The 18,415-nt window shown below is 57.3% G+C and carries 16 protein-coding genes; 15 read left to right on the top strand and 1 reads right to left on the bottom strand.

The genetic code is table 11. The features are described from left to right. Positions 1-74 precede the first annotated feature (74 nt). The 9 genes from ACIQ20_RS02010 (at position 75) to astB (ending at position 10,681) form a co-directional block, all read left to right on the top strand. Positions 75-1,199 (top strand): FIST signal transduction protein, encoded by a 1,125-nt coding sequence (locus tag ACIQ20_RS02010; protein ID WP_395776920.1) that lies wholly within the window; start codon positions 75-77, stop codon positions 1,197-1,199. Continuing rightward, positions 1,199-2,902 (top strand): ATP-binding protein, encoded by a 1,704-nt coding sequence (locus tag ACIQ20_RS02005; RefSeq protein ID WP_395776918.1) that lies wholly within the window; start codon positions 1,199-1,201, stop codon positions 2,900-2,902. The genes ACIQ20_RS02010 and ACIQ20_RS02005 overlap by 1 nt, the downstream gene beginning before the upstream one ends. 83 nt (positions 2,903-2,985) lie before the next feature. Next, entirely contained in the window at positions 2,986-5,745 is a 2,760-nt protein-coding gene (locus tag ACIQ20_RS02000) for a M14 family metallopeptidase (protein WP_395776916.1), read from the top strand. Between the two features lie 196 nt (positions 5,746-5,941). Beyond that, positions 5,942-6,307: a GntR family transcriptional regulator gene (locus ACIQ20_RS01995; protein WP_395776914.1), complete on the top strand. Its 366-nt coding sequence runs from the start codon at positions 5,942-5,944 to the stop codon at positions 6,305-6,307. After that, positions 6,304-7,152: an ABC transporter ATP-binding protein gene (locus ACIQ20_RS01990; RefSeq protein WP_395776912.1), complete on the top strand. Its 849-nt coding sequence runs from the start codon at positions 6,304-6,306 to the stop codon at positions 7,150-7,152. The genes ACIQ20_RS01995 and ACIQ20_RS01990 overlap by 4 nt, the downstream gene beginning before the upstream one ends. A gap of 9 nt (positions 7,153-7,161) precedes the next feature. Further along, complete coding sequence (locus ACIQ20_RS01985; protein ID WP_395776910.1) at positions 7,162-7,452, top strand: hypothetical protein; 291 nt, start codon at positions 7,162-7,164, stop codon at positions 7,450-7,452. Then, positions 7,449-8,507: a hypothetical protein gene (locus ACIQ20_RS01980; RefSeq protein ID WP_395776908.1), complete on the top strand. Its 1,059-nt coding sequence runs from the start codon at positions 7,449-7,451 to the stop codon at positions 8,505-8,507. Before ACIQ20_RS01985 ends, ACIQ20_RS01980 begins: the two co-directional genes overlap by 4 nt. Before the next feature lie 83 nt (positions 8,508-8,590). Further along, positions 8,591-9,292: a DUF4386 domain-containing protein gene (locus ACIQ20_RS01975; RefSeq protein WP_395776906.1), complete on the top strand. Its 702-nt coding sequence runs from the start codon at positions 8,591-8,593 to the stop codon at positions 9,290-9,292. Between the two features lie 45 nt (positions 9,293-9,337). Then, positions 9,338-10,681 (top strand): N-succinylarginine dihydrolase, encoded by a 1,344-nt coding sequence (astB, locus tag ACIQ20_RS01970; RefSeq protein WP_395777066.1) that lies wholly within the window; start codon positions 9,338-9,340, stop codon positions 10,679-10,681. Between the two features lie 8 nt (positions 10,682-10,689). Here the strand turns inward: astB and ACIQ20_RS01965 are convergent, their stop codons facing one another. Continuing rightward, positions 10,690-12,303, bottom strand: a complete 1,614-nt coding sequence (locus tag ACIQ20_RS01965; RefSeq protein WP_395776904.1) for an AbgT family transporter — start codon at positions 12,301-12,303, stop codon at positions 10,690-10,692. A gap of 123 nt (positions 12,304-12,426) precedes the next feature. Between ACIQ20_RS01965 and thiE the strand changes: the two genes are divergently transcribed. From thiE to ACIQ20_RS01935, 6 genes are all read left to right on the top strand, one after another. Then, positions 12,427-13,068, top strand: coding sequence for a thiamine phosphate synthase (gene thiE / locus ACIQ20_RS01960; protein ID WP_395776902.1), 642 nt, complete (start codon positions 12,427-12,429; stop codon positions 13,066-13,068). Then, positions 13,059-13,988 carry a tetratricopeptide repeat protein gene (locus ACIQ20_RS01955; RefSeq protein WP_395776900.1) on the top strand — a complete coding sequence of 310 codons (930 nt, stop codon included), beginning with the start codon at positions 13,059-13,061 and terminating at the stop codon, positions 13,986-13,988. The genes thiE and ACIQ20_RS01955 overlap by 10 nt, the downstream gene beginning before the upstream one ends. Positions 13,989-14,053: 65 nt before the next feature. Beyond that, positions 14,054-16,486 carry a DUF4175 family protein gene (locus tag ACIQ20_RS01950; RefSeq protein ID WP_395776898.1) on the top strand — a complete coding sequence of 811 codons (2,433 nt, stop codon included), beginning with the start codon at positions 14,054-14,056 and terminating at the stop codon, positions 16,484-16,486. A gap of 53 nt (positions 16,487-16,539) precedes the next feature. Beyond that, positions 16,540-17,130 carry a TetR/AcrR family transcriptional regulator gene (locus ACIQ20_RS01945; RefSeq protein WP_395776896.1) on the top strand — a complete coding sequence of 197 codons (591 nt, stop codon included), beginning with the start codon at positions 16,540-16,542 and terminating at the stop codon, positions 17,128-17,130. Between the two features lie 9 nt (positions 17,131-17,139). Next, entirely contained in the window at positions 17,140-17,607 is a 468-nt protein-coding gene (locus ACIQ20_RS01940) for a hypothetical protein (protein WP_085341234.1), read from the top strand. Between the two features lie 57 nt (positions 17,608-17,664). Then, positions 17,665-18,411 carry a hypothetical protein gene (locus ACIQ20_RS01935; RefSeq protein ID WP_395776894.1) on the top strand — a complete coding sequence of 249 codons (747 nt, stop codon included), beginning with the start codon at positions 17,665-17,667 and terminating at the stop codon, positions 18,409-18,411. The last annotated feature ends 4 nt before the right edge of the window (positions 18,412-18,415 follow it).

Genomic DNA, 18,415 nt, shown 5'->3' with positions numbered 1-18,415 from the left:
ATAAGGGGCCACCCGCAACGAAATTTAAATCACTTTGGTGTTATCTGGAGCCCGTAGTGTGTAAGGGGACCCCAATGCGGCATTGTGTTTTGCATTTTCAACAAGGCTGCTGGGAAATACCAGCGGACTTCGCACCAGATTCCTATGAAGTCGTTTTCACCTTCTTGGATCCGGAAGTGGCCCGCTCCACCGATGCCTTTGAAAAACTAAAGGCCTTGCTGCCAAACGCAAAAGTCATTGGATGTACGACCGGCGGCGAGATCGCCAATGGTCAGGCCTATGTCGGCGGCGGCTTTGCTGCCGTTCTCGGCTTTGACAATGTCAGCGTCCAAGTGGTTGAGGCCGATATTGACACGGCAAGCGAAAGCTTTGGCATCGGGGAAGCACTGGCAAACCGCTTTGACGGCGAAGAATTGGCAGGCGTCTTTATCGTTTCCGACGGTGCACGCGTGAATGGCTCCGCTCTGGTCGAAGGCTTCCGCAGCGTATTGGGTACCCATGCCTCCATCAATGGCGGCCTAGCTGGCGATGGCGACCGGTTCGGCGAAACCTTGGTTGGGTGTTCCGGCCCAATGAGCCCCGGAAAAGTGGTGGCCGTGGCCTTCTTCGGAACTGGCTTGCGCCTGCGCACGGGCTCGTTCGGCGGCTGGGAAGTGTTTGGCCCGATGCGGAAGATTACCAAATCCGAAGGCAACACCCTTTATCAACTCGATAACAAATCTGCCCTTGAGCTTTACAAGCGCTACCTCGGTGATGAGGCCGAAAAATTGCCGGGTTCTGCGCTGTTCTACCCCTTACAAGTCAGCAATCCAGCCAACCCCGCCGATACCGTGGTGCGGACAATTCTGGGTATTGACGAAGCAACCGGGGCGATGACCTTTGCTGGCGACATGCCCGAAGGCTGGACCGCCCAATTGATGGTCGGTGAAACCAATGGCCTCATTGAAGGGGCTGGCAAAGCTGGCCTTGCTGCTGCTGGAGGCGACAATCACGGCTTTGCTATGCTGGTTTCCTGCATCGGTCGGCGCTTGCTTCTGGGCCAGCGAGCCACAGAAGAAGTCCGAGCGGTCGTCGATGCGCTGGGCGGGATCGCTCATGCCGGCTTCTATTCCTACGGCGAGATTTCGCCTAATGGCTTCCAAGGCACGTGTAACCTGCATAATCAAACCATGACCGTCACGGTGTTCGAGGCGGCCTGATGCACAGTTTGCTGGCGCGTCAGATCGAACAATGCACCGATCAAAATGGGAAAATGGAGCAAGAGCGCTTTTACGCTTTGATCTCGTCAGCCTATGATGATGATGCACGCGCGCGCCACCGCTTAGAGCGTTCCATTACTTTAATGTCCGAAGAAATGGGTGAGTTGAATGCGCAGATCGCGATTGAAGCCCGCCAGACCCTGACGAGCTACATTCTTGAATCACGCGACGCCTTGATCACCCTGGACGCTGACAATCAGATTCTTCTGATGAACCACGCGGCTGCGCAAGCATTCGGTGTGGAGAACCCACGCAGTATCACTGGCACCAATATTGATCGCTTCATTGACCCAACCCACCTCAACGAAGGTCAAGTCAGCAATTTCAACGGGCGTCATTGCGCCGGCCATGATGTGCCTATTTCAGCCACCTTCAGCGTGGGCATGGTTGACAGCATGGCCTTCCGCATCATTGCCCTGCGCGATGAGACAGAGCGGCGGGCCCGCGAAGAAGCCCTTGAGATTGCCAAGCAAACGGCTGAGCATGCGAATGAAGCCAAATCGAGCTTCTTGGCGATGATGAGTCACGAATTACGTACGCCGCTCAATGCTTTGCTCGGTTCTGCCGAACTGATGGCACGCACGACTTTGGACACGACACAAGCCAATTATGTGCGCATGTTCAATGAGGCCGGTCGTTTGATGATGGCGATGGTCAATGACGTTTTGGACTATGCCAAGATTGAAGCGGGCCAGCTGGAAATCGAAAAACACCCAACCAGTCTGAAGCAATTAGCGCTTGAGCTCGAGACACTTTGGGGCCCACATGCGGCATCCAAAGGCCTTTATTTGAAGATTGATACGACCCGACTTGATTGGGACATGGTGATTGGAGACCCCACGCGCTTGCGTCAGATTGTTTTTAATCTGGTGTCAAATGCGGTGAAATTTACCGTCTCTGGCGGTGTGACCATAAGGTTCAGCAGTGCGACCACCGGGCGGGACTGCCGGTTGGGCATCGAAGTTAAAGATACCGGTGTTGGTATCCCACTTGATCGCCAAGTTTCGATTTTTAAGGCCTTTATTCAGGCCGATAGTACCATCACGCGCCGTTTTGGCGGTACAGGCCTAGGCCTTGCGATTGCGAAGTCCCTTGCGCAACAGATGCAAGGCGATCTGACCCTAAGGTCTGCTCCCGGCAAAGGCTCGACCTTTTTGTTCGAGGGGCGGCTCGAAGCCACGCTAGCGCTGGAATCCGCGGACCATGAGGCGGCCCAAGAGACCGAGATCACTCGGCCCCTGCAAGTCTTGGCGGTCGATGATAATGAGCTCAACCGGCGTATCCTTGCCGCTATGCTCGACCTTTGGCCCGTCAATACAGTTTGGGCGACCAATGGCGTTGAAGCGCTGGAGGCCATGGAGCTGCAAGCCTTTGATGTCGTCTTGATGGACGTGCAAATGCCCATCATGGATGGCATGACCGCCACCCGCCGCGTGCGGGCGGGTGAGGGCATCAATCGTCATACCCCCATCGTTGCCCTCACCGCCAATGCTCGAAAAGAAGATCGCGCCATGTGCATGGCGTCAGGCATGACAGACTTTGTCACCAAGCCGATCAGCGCAGAAGCGCTCGCCAACGCGCTGATGCGGGCAACACAAATGAACGAAGTGTCTGAAGACACCAACCAGTCTGACGTGGCCTAAACCCAGCCCAACAACTTGAACGCCAGTTCAGGGCGCTTTACACCTATCCCGGCAAAACGGGTTTTAGGAATTGGGGGCGCAACATGTTCAAATCTCGCTTAATGATGGCTTTATTTGCCACAACGGCCATGATTCCAGCGGCTGGAATTGCGCAAAGCCAGAGTGTCCCGCATGAAGAGCTGGGTGCGGTAGGGACTGTCCCACCGGTCGAGCCGGATTTTTATTGGCCCGGTGCCAATTACGATCCAGCCGTTCCGTCACCAAAGCGTGTTTTGGGCTATCAAATTGGCGAAGCCATCACGCCGCATGCCCAAATTGTCCGCTATTTTGAAGCTTTGGCTGCCTATGCCCCAGACCAGATGAAGATTTTCGACTATGGCCGGTCGTGGCAGGGCAAGCGCTTGATCTATGCTGCGATCGGTAGCCCGGAAAAGATCGCCAACCTCGACGCTATTCAGGCCGATGCCCAAAAACTGGCAGATCCACGTAAACTGGGTGCCGGTGAGGCAGAAGCCATCATTGCGCGTCATCCCGCTGTTGTTTGGTTGGCCTATTCCGTTCATGGTGACGAAATTGGGCCTGCGGATTCTTCGCTTCAGCTTGCCTATCACTTGTTAGCCGCGCGCGGCGATCCGCGTATAGCAGAGATCAAGCGCAATACGCTGGTGATCATTGTACCCATCCAAAATCCCGATGGCCGCGATCGCTTTATCGGCACCAATCTCAATAGCACCGGCATAGCACCCGACGGCGACCCGATGTCGGCAGAGCGCGACCAACCTTGGCCTGGCGGGCGCGTCAACCACATGCAGTTTGACTTAAACCGCGACTGGTTTGCACTCACCCAGCCAGAAACACGCGGGCACACGGCGGCGGTGTTGAAGTATTTTCCTGTCGTCTTAGTCGACAGCCATGAAATGGGCAGCGACCGCAGCTTCTTCTTCCCGCCAGAAGCCCAGCCCATCAATCCCAATGTGACCGGCGAGCAACTCGCGCTTAAAAACCTTCTGGGTCAAAACAATGGCCGCTGGTTTGATCAGTTCGGCCTGCTCTATTTTACGCGCGAGAGCTATGATTTGTTCTATCCGGGCTATGGCGATGGCTGGCCGACGGCACACGGCAGCATTGCCATGACATTTGAGCAGGGCTCGTCTCGCGGCATGGTCGCCCGACGCAGTGATGGGTCAAAGTTTGCCTTCCGCGATACCGTCAAAAGCCAATTCGTCGCCGTTTTGTCGACCTTGGAAGTAGCCGCCCGCGAGCGCGGGCGGTTTGTCCGCTCCTTCTACGACTTCCAGCGCACCGCCATTGCAGAAGGCAAGGCTGAGGCCGTGAAGTCTTATATTCTGCCAACCCAGACCGATCAGTCCAACACCGACAAATTAGCTGCTTTGCTGAGCCGGCAAGGCATTGAGGTCGGCCGCACGACGAGCAATTTCACAGCCTGTGGCCGCACCTTTGCAGCGGGTACTTATGTGGTTTCAGCCGCTCAACCGACAAAGCGGCTGATCCGCAACTTGCTGGAGCAAGACACAGCAATGGAGGCCAGTTTTGTGGCCGAGCAACAGCGCCGTCGGCGCGCGGGTCTTAGCGATCAGATCTATGATGTGACCGGTTGGTCGCTACCCCTTCTCTATAATGTTGAGGTTGTGCCGTGCGCGACCGATCCTGCCGTGACGAGCCAAAAAGCCAGCATGTCGATGATTCAAGCCGGGCAAGTGATCAATCCAGACGCAAGGGTGGCCTTTGTCGCAGCCTCTGGCTCCACCGCGACGACGCGCTTTATGGCAAAGGCCCTGCAACAAGGCGTTGTTTTGCGCACCATGGAAGAAGCCTTCACGTTGGAAGGCAAGACTTATCCTGCAGGCAGCCTCGTCATTGCGCGCGGCGAAAATGGGGCCGACCTGACCACTAAGCTGGCGAGCCTTGTAGCCGAAACCGGGGCGACGCTAACCGGCTTTAACGGATCTTGGGTCACCAATGGTCCAAGCTTGGGCTCTGACAAAGCGCTTAAACTGCGCAATCCCCGCATTCTGTTGGCTTGGGATAGCCCCGCGGACCGCAATTCCGCTGGTGCCACCCGTTATGTGCTGGAGCGTAAATTTGGCGTGCCGGTTACCCCGGTTCGGATGCGGCGTTTGGCTAGCCAGCCGCTAAGCGGCTATGACGTTGTGATCTTGCCCGATGGCGAGGGCAGCTATGGCACGGCTTTGGGTGAAACCGGTGCCCGTAACCTGCGCAATTTCGTGCAGAATGGCGGGGTCCTCATCTCGCTGGGCACGGCAACGGCGTGGATGGCAGACCCGGATGTGGATCTGATTGGCCTACGCCGCGAGCAAGCCACGCTATCGGAGGCTGAAGCCAAGGGTCGCCTGCCTGAACCCAAAGCCAAAGCCGGGGTGTCTGGCGTTGACGGCATCAATTTCCCCGATGAGACCACCTATAAGCAGGCCATTGCTGAGACCAACCGCGATCCAACCGAATTGGACGGGGCCATTTTGCGCGGTGAAACAGCGAAGGATCATTGGCTGACGGCGGGCATCGCGCCAACCCTGCACATGATGGTCGCAGGCTCCGACATCTATCGCCCGCTGACCGCAGATGTCGGCGACAATGTCGTGCGCTTTGCTGGACCAGACCAAGTCAAAGCTAGCGGGATTGTATGGGATGATATTCGCAAGCAATTGGCCTTTAAGCCAGCTGTGGCTGTTCAAGCCAAAGGGCGCGGCTATGTCGTCGCCTTCACCATAGACCCGACCTATCGCGGCATGGCCGATGGCCTCGATTCGCTGGTGATGAACGCGATCTATTTTAGTGCGGCTAGGGCTCGCCCGGTTAGGTGAGCCTGCACTTTGCGTGAACCACCCCTTCGGTCCCTTCGGGACACATCGGCGCATGCGCCGATGCCGGCGAAGCCGGTGATGGGGTGCTTCCACCTCCCAGCGCCCCACAAAAACGCCGCTTGACACGGGTGGTGTATTACTATACCAACACACCAGAACGCTAGAACAGCAAGTTCTAGCTATTTGGGAGTTGTCTATGACGCAAGCTTGGCGCGACGATCAACCCATCTGGAGGCAGATCAAGGACAGGGTCCTGTCTGCCATTCTTGATGGTGGCATAAAAGAAGGAGAGCCTTTGCCGTCCGTTCGGCAAGTGGCTTTGGACCTTCAGGTCAATCCTTTGACCGTTTCAAAAGCCTATCAAGAATTGGCCGATGACGGTCTGGTCGAACGTCGCCGAGGGCTCGGCATGTTTGTGATCGATGGCGCGCGCAAAGGTTTGAGCGCCAGCGAACGCAACACCTTCCTAAAAGAAGAATGGCCGGTCGTGGTGACCCGCATCAAGCGTTTGGGCTTGAGCGCACAAGAATTGCTAAAAGATATTGAGGGGAATGGGCAATGACGGAAGTTTTAATCTCGGCCAAGGGACTGGCAAAAAACTATGGCAAGAAGCAAGCGCTTAAGCCGACTAGCCTTGAGATCCCAGCCGGCCGTATTGTCGGTGTGATCGGGGCCAATGGGGCGGGTAAGTCCACGCTACTCAACTGCCTACTCGGCCTCTCTGACTATCAAGGCGATCTGCAAGTCATGGGGATGAACCCTTTGATGCAGCGGGCCGTCTTAATGGAACAAGTGTGCTTCATCGCCGACGTCGCCACCCTGCCCCGCTGGGCAAAAGTAGCTGACCTTCTCGATTGGGTTGCAGGTCTGCATCCTAAGTTTGACCAAGCCAAAGCAATTGCCCGCCTCAAGACCACAACGGTTCAATTGGACTCCAAGATTAAGGCGCTGTCCAAAGGCATGATCGTGCAAGTCCATCTGGCCATTGCCCTGGCGATTGATGCGCGCATTCTGGTTCTGGACGAGCCAACCTTGGGCCTCGACATCGTCAACCGCCGCGGCTTTTATGACGCCATTTTGTCGGACTTCTTCGACGAGACCCGGACGGTGATCATCACCACCCACCAGGTTGACGAGGTCGAGCCAATTTTGAGCCATGCGATCTTTATTCGCGATGGCGCGGTCACGCTGGACGCATCGATGGATGTCATTGCGGAACGCTTCTTGGCGGTCGATGTCCTCGACAATCAGAAAGCCGAAGCCGAAGCCTTGCGCCCGCTCTATGGCCGCTCGCTTCTGGGCCGCACCACTTTCGTGTTCGACGGTGTTGCCCCGGACCAATTGAAGACCTTTGGTGAACCCCGCCGGGTTGGTCTTGCCGATTTGTTTGTCGCGTTGGCGCAATAGGGGGTCATGATGATTACTGGCTTACTTTTCACGTTGGCCCAGCGTCAGGCACCGGCTGAAGGCCGCGCCTTTCCGGGCAAAGCGATCAATTCCAAGGCGAGCGCATCGAAGCTCGCACTAATCCCAAGCAGTGGGGATGTGGTGGTGAAACTGGCCCGAACTTCGGGCGTAGTTCTGGCACTCGTCGGCTTGCTTCTTCTCGGCGTTGGCGGTGTGGAATGGTCGTTTGACCCCGCCACTGGCCTCAATATTCAAACAGCTGTTGTCAGCTTCACCCTTCCTGCGGGAGTGTTCTCATGAACAAGTTTTTGACCCTTATTCGGCGGGATATGGCCGATAATCGTGGTGCATTGGTCATCACCCCCCTCGTGATCGCAGCCATTCTGCTCGCGGTTACGACGTTTGCCACATTGACCGGCAATGCGCGCTTTGGGTTTGACCCTGAAAAATTCGCAAATGCCGAACGATCCGGCGGTGCGCAAGGTCAGATGATCCTTGATGCCGAAGATGGCGGTGCCACTGTCAAACGTGGGCCCGACGGCAAAATTACAATCACCAGCCCGGATGGTGAAACCAAAACACTGGATCAAGCGATTGATCCTAAAACCAAAGCCGGGCTCGAGGCCATATTGCCCGTTGGGACAGCAGCGGCAGCGGTTTTGCCCTTAGGCATCGCGCTCATCTCTATCCTGTTTGTCTTGGCAGGGGCTTTGCATGACGAGCGCAAGGATCGCACCATCTTGTTCTGGAAGTCCATGCCTGTCAGCGATCTTCAGACCACAAGTGCGAAGCTTGTCTCGATTGTTGGGGTCGGTTTGTTCTTTGCCCTGGCTGTGACGATTGTCTTGCACATTGCGATCACGGGTCTCGCTGTCGCAACCATTGGCAATGTTGGTATTACAGGCGTCAGCGCTGGGGCAGTCTTCCTCAATGCTACCAAAATGTGGGCTGTGCTGGCAGTAGGACTTCTCTTCTATATCGGTTGGGCTTTGCCGGTGTACGGCTGGGTGACCATGGTCAGCGCTTGGGCCCCTAAAATGCCCTTCGTTGCAGCCTTTGCCCCCCTGTTTGTTGTGCCCCTCGTCTACATGGCCATTGCCTATCGCGGCGATGACAATGACATGATCTTGAACGCCCTGTGGGAACCCGCTGGCCGCCTGATTGGCGAACCTATGACCGACGGGATGAGCCGCCTTGCGGAGCGCAGCAGCGACCAAGTCCCCACCGTCCCAGTAACTGAAATCCTAGCGCACTTTTCTAAGGGCCTTGCGCAACCCAGCTTCTGGATTGGCTTGGTCGTTGCAGGTGGGTTCATCTATGCCGCCAGCGAAATCCGGCGTCGCCGGGCCCTCTAAGCGGCAGTAAGTCACCTCAACATCAGGGTCATCGGCGACGCGTCGGTGGCCCTTTTTTAATCCCCGCCAAAAAGGTACGTTCCATGACCGCAAGCCCTCAAATCTGGACCCCCGCGCGGCTCACGGGCCTTCTGCTTCTGGTCGTGACACTCACCCATATGGCAGGCTTTCAGATCGTCAGCAGCTTTGTCGTATCAGGGGACTTTGCGGCTACCGGCATCAAAATGGCCCAAAATGAAGGCCTCTATCGCCTGGCCCTTTTAAGCTATGGCGTCTCGAGTGTCTTAAGCGTTGGTCTTGCGGTCAGTTTTGCGCTCTGGATTGAGCCGATCAGCCGTTTAGGTGCCGGACTGGTTCTGGGCTGGCGGTTGTTTGAAGCGATCAGCTCAACAGCGACCTGGGCGATCCGTTTTGCCTTGGTCGACAATCAGACACAGCCCAATCTTTTGGGCGCGCCGGGGGCAGAAGCGCTGCACCGCTTGTTGCGAGATACCGCCAATGCCGCCTTTGATCTAGGTGCCCTCGGATTGGCCTTGGCAACGCTGATTGGGTTCTTCTTTTTGTTCCAAGCGCGCAGCCTGCCGCGCCTTTTATCCGCCGTCGCGATATTGGGTGCTATACTCATCCTGGTAAGCTCCGTCATGGCACTGGGCTGGCCCGAGACCAACATCGCGAGCTCCATTGCGTTCGCGGTGACATTGCTCAGCAATCTGGTCATCGGCCTCTGGCTTTTGGTTCGCGGAGACCGTTCATTACAGGCCAAAGTGCTGGCACAACAGGCTTGACACCAAAGCCTATGTCTATAGCCCGTGGCCATGACAACAAAGGGGTTGGTCTTGGCGTTTGAAGCAAATTTCGATGGTTTGGTTGGCTTAACCCACAATTATGGCGGGCTCAGTGCTGGCAATTTGGCTTCTGCTGCCAATGCGACTGCCGTCTCGCGCCCTAAGGAAGGTGCCCTCCAAGGCCTTGCGAAGGCCAAGAGGCTTGCCGATGCCGGTTTAGTGCAGGGGCTGCTGCCCCCGCACGAGCGCCCACACCTAACCACCCTTAAAGCGATTGGCTTTTCAGGCTCAGACGCGGAGATTCTAGCCCAAGCTTGGGAGGCAGACCCCGCGCTCGTGCGCAATGTATCTTCTTCCGCTCAGATGTGGGCGGCCAATGCCGCTACCGTATCGCCGTCAGCGGATTGTAGCGATGGCCGCCTACATTTCAGCCCAGCTAACCTTCTGACCATGCCGCACCGCGCGTTGGAGGCCAGCCAAACCGAGCGCAGCTTGCGGGCGATCTTTGCCGATACAAACCACTTTGCCGTTCACAAGGCCTTGCCCTATCAGCCCTTGTTTGCCGATGAGGGCGCGGCCAACCACATGCGCCTGTGCGCGAGCCATGGCGCAGCAGGGGTGGAGATTTTTGTCTGGGGCCGCAATGGCTTTGGCCAACAAAAGACACGTTTTCCAGCCCGTCAGACCCTGCAGACCGGTGAAGCCATCGCGCGCCGCCATGGCCTTGCGCCAACCCGTGTCCTGCATCTGCAGCAAAGCCTTAAAGCCATTGAGGCTGGAGCCTTCCACAACGACGTGGTGGCGGTGGCTAGCCTTCAGGTCCTTTTCTGCCACGAGCACGCATTCGAAGATCGGCTGGGCGCCTATGAGGCGATCAAACGCGCCTGTGATGGCTTGATGGAAGTGGCTATCGTTGAGGTGCCCGAGGCTGAAGTGCCCTTGGCGGACGCGATCAAATCCTATTTGTTCAACACCCAATTGCTATCCATGCCGGGCGAAGACCGTTTGGTCCTGATTGCGCCTGAGGAATGTCGCGAGAATGCGGCGACCAATGCTTATTTGGAAAAGCTGGTGGCCAGCAATGGACCCATTGGCCGGGTACAGTTCGTCGACGTCCGCCAGTCCATGCGCAATGGCGGCGGGCCGGCCTGCCTGCGGTTGCGGGTGGTGCTGGATGACGCCAAGCTACAAGCGGTCAGCGCACGTGCGGTGCTCGATACGGCGCTCTATGGGGATTTAGTCGCTTGGGTGAACCGCCATTATCGCGAGACCTTGGGACCTGATGATTTGGCCGATCCCAGCCTACTGAACGAAGGGCGGACAGCCTTGGATGAGCTGACCCAGATCATGAGACTTGGGTCAGACTTCTATCCGTTCCAGCGGGGCTGATCGAGGACCTACTTAGTCCCCGGCAGGCTGTAATGCACCGAAGCGCCGGGGCCCAACGGCCAGTCGAAATAGACCCAAGCCGCTGTCATCGCCATGCCTGCGACCATGAAAGCCAAAGCAAACGGCAGCATCATCGACAAAAGCGTGCCAACGCCGACATTCTTGTCCCAACGGCGACAGAAGGCGAGGACGAGCGGGAAATAGGCCATCAAGGGCGTGGCAATATTAGTATAGCTATCGCCCATACGGTAAGCCGCCGTCGTCATTTCAGGCGAGATGCCGAGCAGCATGAACATCGGCACGACGACGGGTGCCATCGCACTCCATTTGGCCGAAGCCGAACCAATGAACAAGTCCAAGAAGGACGAGAAGGCTTGCACGCAGACCAGCAGGAACGGCGCGGGCAGGCTGAGCTCTTTCAAAGCTGCCGCCCCATTGATCGCGGCGATTGGGCCTAAGTTCGACCAACTGAACATAGCGATAAAATGGGCGGCAAAGAAGGCAAAGACGATATAAGGGGCCAGCGACCGAACGCCTTCAGTCATCATGGAAACCACGTCTGACGAGGAGCGGATCGACTTAACCGAGATTCCAAATGCGATACCACCGAGCAGGAAAAGCAGTGTGAAGGCTGCAATCAGGCCCTGATAAAAGGGCTGCAGTTGGGCAGTGCCCTTCTGACTCTCATCAATCAACGGGGTGAAGCCGGGCCACAAGGACAAAGCAGCAAAAACCGCGATCACAAGAAGGGCCGATAAGCCAGCCCAAGCCAGGCCCCGCTTTTCATCTGGTGTGACAACCGATTTTGTCAATTCAGCTTTGAGATCATCATCAGGCTGGCCCGTCCACGGGCCCAAGCGCGGTTCCAACACCCGGTCGGTGATGAACCAGATGATGGGGGTAAACAGAACGACAATGGCCAGAATAAACCACCAATTGCCCAAGGGGTTCATGGTCCAAGTCGGGTCAATGATACGGGCTGCCTCTTGGGTGAAGCCAAACAAAAGCACGTCAAGCTGGCCCGGGGTGATATTGCCGGCAAAACCGCCTGAGACGGCCGCAAAGGCCGCCGCGATGCCCACTAGAGGGTGACGGCCTGCGGCTGCATAGACCAAACCGCACAAAGGAATGAAAACCACATAACCCGCATCCGACGCATGATGGCTGGTCATGCCAATCAAACAAACCACAGGGGTGAGAAAAGCACGAGGCAGATCGCGCAAGCTGTTGCGGATCAAGGCGCTGAATAGGCCAGAGCGCTCTGCCACCGAGGCCCCTAACAACACGACCAAAACGACACCCAGCGGCGCAAAGCCTGTCAATGTGCGTGGCATATCGACAATCAGCTTCTTGAGATTGTCTTCGGTAAACAGACTGGTGGCGTCAAAGATCAGAATTCCGTCTTTCAAGACGGCACCACTGGGTGGCTTCTCACCGGCGAACGGCAAGGATGCCGACCAACCCAGCGCCGATCCGATCACAGACAGCACCATCAGGAAGCCGATCAACCAGACAAAGATCATTACAGGATCGGGCAAAAGGTTCCCGACCCGCTCGACCCAAGCTAGGAAACCGCGCTGGTTGTTGGGGACAGGCTTGGCGGGAGGCGTGGCTTGGGTCATAGACATCTCTAAAATCGTTGAAGGCGCGTCATGTGCCTGTTTCTCAGTGGTTGTGCATCTCACAATGTTGGCATCTGTCCAACATCTGTTCTGCTCAATCGATCATTTAGGAGCCAATCACTCGTGTCGGACCGTCCAAAAACGCGGCTCTATCTCATCACGCCGCCTAAAATCGAAAATCTGGACCTGTTTGCCAAGTCCTTGCGTGAAGTTATTGAGGCTGGCGATGTGGCTTGCCTGCAATTGCGACTAAAAGAAGCGGCGGACGCTGAAATTCTTGACGCAGCAGCAGCAATCTTTCCAATGGCACAAGACTTGGGTGTAGCCTGCCTCGTCAATGACCGGGCAGATTTGGCCAAACTGGCTGGGGCTGACGGCGTTCATATTGGCCAGTCTGATGGCACTATTGACCAAGCGAGAAAGCAGGTTGGAAAGGATGGGGTCATTGGCGTCACCTGTCACGACAGCCGCCATTTTGCGATGGAGGCTGCCGAAGCGGGGGCGGACTATGTCGCGTTTGGTGCCTTTTTCTACACTACCACAAAAGCGGCACCAACGCGGGCCAATCTGGACATACTTTCATGGTGGCAAGAGATTATGGAAATCCCGTGTGTAGCCATTGGCGGCATCACCCCAGACAATGGGGCAGACCTCGTAAAAGCTGGGGCAGACTTTCTGGCGGTATCGGCTGGGGTTTGGTCATGGCCAGCGGGCCCTGCGGCCGCCAGTGCCGCCTTCAAGGAAATGTTTGAGACATGCGCCTAACACGTTCGCGCCTTGCCATGTTAGCCTGCGTCTTCGCACTACCCACTTTGGCGGTTGCTCAAACGCCCGCTCCTGCCAGCCCTATGGCACTGGAAGCCGCGGCGGATCAGCGCGCTTTAGAGGCTGCAATATCAGCTCTGCGCGCAGGCCAGTATCGCGATGCCTTGAGCGAAGCTGAGAATCTTGCCTCGCGTGGCAATCCCAAGGCCGCAGCGTTGGCTGGCTCTATCTATGAGCAAGGCTTGATCGAAACCGCCACACCCGAAGCGGCAGCGCGCTGGTACCGGCGGGCGGTTACAGGTGGCAATAGCGATGCAATGTTGGGATTGGCGCGCTTGGGGCTCGCCCGAAAAGGCGGATCGACACCGGGCGAAGCCCTAGCCATGTTGCAGCGCGCCGCATCAAATGGGCGCAGAGAGGCACTAGCCCCCTTGGGTGACTTATTTCTGTCCGGTGCCGCAGGACCAAAGGACCGCACACGCGCAGCGAGCATTTATGCGCAAGCTGCAGCCTACGGCGATGCCGATGCAGCCTATGCAGCGGGAATCCTCTATGCCGACGGGGATCCAGACCCGATTGATGATCCGCTAAAGGCTATTGGTTTCCTTCGCCAAGCCGCTCAAGCAGGTCGTGCCGATGCCTCGGCGGATTATGGCCTGATGCTGTATCAAGGACGGGGAGTGGCTCGCGATCTCAAAGGAGCTGCGCAATGGTTTAAGGTCGCCGCTGAAGGCGGTGACCTCGACGGGGCCTTCTATTGGGCCTTGGTCAATGCCAAGGCTGAAGGCACGCCCCAAAATCTTGAGCTTGCCGTCCAATGGGCGCGTGTGGCCAAGGGCTCATCCCCCGATGCTGACCGGCTTCTGGGGCAATTGGAGGCCATTGCCGCCAAGCCAAAGCCTGCTACCAGCAAGCCCTAAATCAAGTTGGGTTCTGGCTTTCAAATGGATTCACAAACAAGCCGCCTATGTGCTAGACGGAGCAAGTGTTAGCGCCAACCACCCCTCCTCTTTCAACGCGTCGCGCGATTGCGCGCACGATGCGGGCGGACGCGCTGGTTAAGGGGCTTCGGACACTCTGGCCGCCCCTCTGCTTATTGGCGATCATGGGGGCGGCGGGCAGTCTAACTGAAGGCCTGCCAGCGGCACTTGTATCAGCCTTGGCAGGGCTCGCTTGGCTCCTCTGCGCCTATCTTATCTGGCGCGGCTGGCAGCTCTTCCATCCGATGAGCGAGCACGAAGCGAGTTGCGCCCTTGAAGAGGCAGCAGGCCTGCAGGAATTGCGCCCGCTGACCGGCGGGGAGGACCGGCGCATTAGTGGCGATGATGCGCTATGGTCCTGGCACCAACGCCGCCTCATCGAAGCGGCAGCAGCTTTATCCAAACCCGTGAAGCCCAAGCTATACTGGCAAGATGCCGCCAAGACTTTGGCGTTGGTTGCAGCTTTGGGACTATGCTGGCTGAACCCGATGGCTACGGCACGCGCACTAACGTTTGATCTGTCACCCTTGATGGGCGACAGCGATCTGGTTGTCGAAGTTTGGGCAGAACCACCGGGCTATACAGGCTTGCCTTTGATCCGGTTGGACCGCAGCCAAAGCGAAATCGCCCTACCAGTCGGTTCTAAAGTGACCGCCCGCGTCGATGGCGCACGTGGCGCACCCGTTCTGCGCGGCCCATCCCAAAACGCTCGCTTGAGCCCGGCACAAGGGGCTGCGTGGCAAGGCCAGATCGAAATTACCCGTTCTGGCACGCTTAAGCTGGATCGCCTCGGCACGCGGGCACAGTGGCGCATCGCAGCCATTGCCGATCAGAAGCCACAGCTCACACTGCCTAACCCAACCCAAATCGACCCCAAAGGACGGCTCGATGTCGCGTTTCAAGCCAGCGATGACTATGGTCTATCGGCCGCCGTTGTGCGGATCCGCCCCGTCAACGTCCCTATTGGGCTGGCCGGTCGCTCGGTGTTTGATACGCCCATCCCTTTGGAGGGTGCAGCCGGCGAGAATGGGGCCAGACGCGTCTTTGTCGAAGTTGGCGACCATGCTTTGGCAGGCTTACAAGTTGAAGTCCAAGTCGTGGTGCGCGACGGATTGGGCCAAGAAACCGCGTCAGAACCAACCAAGCTCACGATGCCCGAACAGACTTGGCAATCGAGCCTCGCCGCGGCCCTGCAAGAAGTCCGGCTGATGATCCTGCGGGAGGCCCGCCCTTATCAAAGGACATTGCCGCGCTTTGCCACTTTGCTTGAACCTTTGGAGAATGGGGCTTCAGTTTCTGATGTCCTCAATCTCGGACCCATAAAACTTGACCTAAGTGACCCACAACCCGGCGCACCACCGGGCATTGCAGGCGCCACCCGCCATCTACGTGCCATCGCTGAAACCATGGTCCAATTCGGCTTGAGCGATTTGGGGCAGTTGAGCCTTCATTTTGCTTTAGAGCGCTTGAGTATTGCGCGCGATGTGTCCGACGCCCACAGCGTGGCCCCGCTCCTATGGCAAATGGCGCTGCAAATCGAAGCCAGCAATCAGACGCCCGCCCAACAAAAGGTCGCCGAAGCGCGGGAGGCCTTAAAGCAGGCGCTCGAACAAGGTGCGTCCCCTGAGCAAATCCAGCAATTGACCCAAGAACTGCGTGAAGCCGTCGGCGAACGCCTGCAGGAATTGGCGCAACAAGGTGCATCTGGTGAAGGCGGCGAGCAAGGCCAATCTGGCCCGCAAATTAGTGCTGGCGATCTGGAAGATCGTCTGCGGGAGTTAGAAGAGTCCGGCAGTTCTGGCTCGCGCGAGGAGGCTTTGTCTCAATTGGATCAGCTGGATGAATTGCTCGAAAATCTTCAGCCCGGCGCGCCTGGAGCCTCGGGCCAAGCAGACGGACAAGGCCAAGGCGGGCCGTTAGATGATGCAATGCGCCAACAACGGGCACTATCGGACCAGACCGAGCAATTGGGCGAAACCCCACCCTCTGACCAATCCCGTCAGAGGGCAGAAGATCTGGCCAATCAGCAAGAGGGGTTGGCGGATGCTTTGGGCGGTAACCGCCCGAACGATCCATCCCAAGAACAAAGCGCGGAAGACCAAAATAGGAGCCAAGCCGCCGAAGCCATGCGTGAGGCCGCTCAAGCCTTGCGTGAAGGCGACCTCAATCGCGCGCAAGACGCCCAAGCGCGCGCGTTACAGGCGCTGAGGCAGGCCGCAGAGTCGAGCCCACAGGGTCAAGCAGGTGCGGGTGGAGAGACAGACCCGCTTGGCCGTGCTTTGCCGAAACAAGATGATGGCAAAGCTACCAAAGTCCCAGACGGTGTTGAAAAGCGGCGTGCCCGCGATGTGCGCGATGAATTGCGCCGCCGCCAAGCAGACCCGCAGCGCGACAAGACTGAGCGCGACTATATCGACCGGCTTTTGCAGGACCGCTAGCGCCGTCAGATTGTACTTGACAGTCTAACTGTCATCATGACAGCATCACTGTCATGGAAGAAGTTTTAAGCAAAACCCACCGCGAACGCCAGCGTGACGCCACTGCCGAGATTATCTTGGATGCGGTCGGCCGTTGTCTTGAAGACGTGGAACTCACAGAGCTAACCTTTACCCAAGTCGCCCGAATGGCGGGCTTGGGCGAGCGGACGATTTATCGCCACTTCCCCAACAAAGAAGCCCTCTTAGAAGGATGGTGGCGCGCCCATAAGGCACGACTGGGCCAGGAGGCCTTCCCCGATACTTTGGCTGCGCTGCTAGACTTTCCCGTGAAGGCCTTTCCTGCCTTTGACGAAGAAGCCGAAATCATACGCGGCGCGGTCCTGTCGCCACAAGGCAGGGCTATGACCTTGGCGCGCAATGATGAACGCCAAGCCGCGATCCGCCGCGCAGTACGGGCCGAGCTTGGCCCAGACGCTTCAGAAGACTTGGTGCTGACGGTGTGTGCGAGCGTACAACTGATCCAATCTGCCACGGCTTGGCTTACCATGCGCGATTATTGGGACCTTTCGGGCGACCAGTCCGGCCAGATCGCACGCCGGGCCATCCAAGCCATCTTTACTGCCGCCCGTAACGGCACTTTGTAGGAGTATCCGATGATTTTACATGCCTCTATTTCTGCGGGCGATCCAAAACACGTCGCCTCTGTCTTAGCTGAGCTTTGGGATGGAGAAGCCTTACCGTTTGCGCCTGTTTCGGGGGCTTGGATCGCTATGGCAGGCGATGAGCGTGGCTCTGGCATTGAGGTCTATCCCCGGGGTCGGGCGCTGGTTCCCGGGGTGGACGATGCCATGTTTGACACAACAGATCTTGAGCAGCCCGCCCGCTATGGTGCGACGCATCTGGCGATCCAATGCCATAAACCTCAATCAGCCATCGAGGCCATCGCCCAGCGTGAAAATTGGCGGTCTGTGCGCTGTTCGCGCGGTGGCATGTTTGACGTGATCGAGTTCTGGATTGAAAATTCCACCATGATTGAAGTCCTCACCTCTGAGATGCAGCGTGACTATCAGGCGACATCCTCGATTGAGGCGTGGCGGGAGGCGATTGGCCACATGGCGTGAAAGAACAGGCCGCCCTGTTCGGTTTAGCGGGCAGCGCGCTTTATTGGGGGGACGATGATGACAACAGTTGAAACAACTCAGAAGCCACGGCGCTTCTATCAGATGATGGCGTGGGTGTTTGTCGCCGTGGCCTTTGGCGGCTTTATCCCGACCTATTGGCTAAAGCTGATGGACGGCAGCTTTGCCGGAAAACCCATCCTGCACATTCACGGCTTCCTCTTATTTGCGTGGGTGCTTTTTTATGCCGTGCAGGTCAATTTCGTGGCCAATCGCAAAATGGCAGATCATCGAAGCTGGGGGATAGCCGGGGTCTCACTATTTACCGCGCTCGCCATTTCGATTGTTTTGGCGGCCATTAATACGATCAAACAGGGCGAGCTAACGGGCTTTGCCACCCAAGCCGCCTCTTTTTCCATCGTAACTTTCTCAGGCATTGCCATCATCACGGCCTTTATCACGCTGGCGATCATGAATGTGCATCGGCCTGAGTGGCATAGCCGTTTGATGAGCCTTTCTTTTGTGCCGCTTTTGGAAGCCCCGATGGCGCGGCCCTTTGCGGTCTTGATGACCCCGCCCGGTGCGGTTGGGCCACCGCCTGTGTTTGTCACACTCCCACCCTCGCTGGTGATTGATCTCTTGCTGATTGCCTTTTTGATCTATGATCGACGGGTTCTTGGCCGCTTTCATCCTGTCACGGTTTGGGGCGCTGTCGCCATCATTGCGGTGCAGATCCTGTGCGTCCCAATCTCGACCCATCCTGCTTGGATTGCCACGGCCAAAGCGATTGCGGGCCTCGCAAGCTAACAAA

It is taken from the genome of Aquidulcibacter sp. (assembly GCF_044346625.1).
GTDB lineage: Bacteria > Pseudomonadota > Alphaproteobacteria > Caulobacterales > Aquidulcibacteraceae > Aquidulcibacter.
Note: the sequence above shows the minus strand (reverse complement) of the source record. Positions and strands in the feature narration are given on the sequence as shown.